At 61.6% G+C, this 1,902-nt stretch carries 3 protein-coding genes; 1 reads left to right on the forward strand and 2 read right to left on the reverse strand.

Annotation, left to right across the window (positions count from 1 at the left end; translation table 11 throughout):
- Both ACRC1E_RS02670 and ACRC1E_RS02675 read right to left on the reverse strand, forming a co-directional pair.
- The coding region (locus ACRC1E_RS02670) for an FAD-binding protein (RefSeq protein WP_438513561.1) at positions 1 to 180 on the reverse strand (180 nt) is incomplete at its 3' end.
- Positions 181 to 243: 63 nt separating this feature from the next.
- Entirely contained in the window at positions 244 to 1,425 is a 1,182-nt protein-coding gene (locus tag ACRC1E_RS02675; protein WP_438513562.1) for an acyl-CoA dehydrogenase family protein, read from the reverse strand.
- A gap of 190 nt (positions 1,426 to 1,615) precedes the next feature.
- Here ACRC1E_RS02675 and ACRC1E_RS02680 point away from each other — a divergent pair.
- Positions 1,616 to 1,902, forward strand: a 287-nt coding sequence (locus ACRC1E_RS02680) for an alpha/beta fold hydrolase (protein ID WP_438513563.1), incomplete at its 3' end; no start/stop codon positions are given.

A 1,902-nucleotide genomic window follows, 5' to 3' on the forward strand; every position in this document is an offset into this window, starting at 1 on the left:
GTCTTTTATCTGCTCGTTGAGCGGAATCCAGATGCCGCCGCCCGAAATAGCCGAGGTGCCGCCGTACTGCCCGCTTTTTTCCAGCACCACGACACTCAGGCCCTCATCGTGCGCCTTGATCGCAGTCAGCATCGCGCCGGCGCCCGAGCCCACCACCACCACATCAAATTCCTGTTTCATCAGTCCATTCCTTTGCTAGGCATCCGCCGCCCGCAGCGGATGCCGCGGGCGCTTGACTCAGGCTTACAGGAAGGGGTCCGGCGTCTCTTCATTCTTGAGCAAGGTGGCTGCCAGGCCGCGGCCGAACATATCGGTGTTGTTGGCGATATGCGCGCGCCCGGTCATCAGGTCGAGGAAGATGCGGGTCAGCGGATTCTTGCGATAGGTGCCGGCACCGCCGCAGCAGCGCAGCAACTGGTTGACCAGCTCGCCGCTCTGGTAGGCGACGCGGGTCAACTGGTAGCGCCAAGCCATACGGGTATTGGGGTCGACCGGCTCGCCCGTTTCGGCCGCCGCATACACGCGCCGGTAGTGTTCCAGACGCAGCGTCTTCATTTCTTCGTAAGCGGTAATCGCCTGTGCGTACGCCAGTTGCGCATTGGGGTCTTCGATGGCGCGATTGCCCATGTTCTTGCCCACCAAAGGCGTAGCAAAGTCACGGAAGGCTTCGGTTGCGCCCTTGAGTGCGCCGATGCAGGAATTGGACACCGCCGGAATAAACATCTGTGCAAACGGAATGCGATACAGCGGCGAGGTATTGAGTTCACGCCCCGGGTGGGCTGCTTCCACATGCTGGTTGGTGGCATGGGTGCGGTGCACCGGCACGAAGGCATCTTCGACCACGATATCGTGGCTACCGGTGGCCCTAAGGCCGATCACATCCCAGTTGCGCTCGATGCGGTAGTCGGACTTGGGCAGCAAAAAGGTGCGGTAGGTGTCGCCGCCCTTGCCTTCTGTGGGCTTGAGGTTGCCGCCGAGGAAGACCCAGTCGCAACGCTCGCAGCCGGTGGAAAAGCTCCAGCGCCCGCTGATGCGGTAGCCGCCGTCCACTTCGGTGACCTTGGCCACCGGCATATAGGTCGAGGCGATCAGCGTACTGTTATCCTCACCCCACACCTCCTGCTGGGCCTGATCGGAAAACAGGCCCAGCTGCCATGGATGCACGCCGACCACGCCATACATCCACGCTGTCGACATGCAGCCCTCGGCCAGCGCGAACTGCACCTCGGCAAACACGGACGGATGCATTTCGTAACCACCATAACGCTTGGGCTGCAGGATGCGGAACAGGCCGGCCTCCTGCATGTCGGCAATGGTGTCGGCCGGAATGGTCTGCTCGCGCTCGGCGCGCTCGGCACGTTCTTTCAGCGCCGGTATCAGCGCACGGGCACGCGCTATCAGTTGTTCGGCGGTGGCTTGGGTCATGGCATCTCTCCTGGCTTATCAAAGCCCCTATAGGCTGATGCAGATACTTTCACCTTGATGCCAGTGCGGAATCGTCTGATTGGATTAGGGGGCAAGCGGGATTCCGGGCCGGCCCTCCTAAGCCAATCAGACGATTCACCATGCCGGGGGGCAGGTAACACTGACGCGTCAATAGCCAAGGTGAGGCCTTATGAACGTCTATCCTTCCCCCATTCCCGAGGGGCGCTTCGTCACCCTGCCTGACGGGCTCAAACTGCATTACCACGATGAAGGCAGCGGCTTGCCGGTGCTGTGGCTGCACGGCAGCGGCCCGGGCGCCAGCGGCTACAGCAACTTCAAGGGCAATGTGCCGGCCTTTAACCATGCCGGCTACCGCTCGCTGGTGCTCGACCTGCCCGGCTTCGGCCTGTCCGGCAAACCGGATGATGTCGATTACGACCTCGATTTTTTTGTCGCCAAAGTGGCCGCCTTTCTTGA

Origin of the sequence: Craterilacuibacter sp., from assembly GCF_051659485.1 — a bacterium.
Classification (GTDB): Bacteria; Pseudomonadota; Gammaproteobacteria; order Burkholderiales; family Chromobacteriaceae; genus Craterilacuibacter.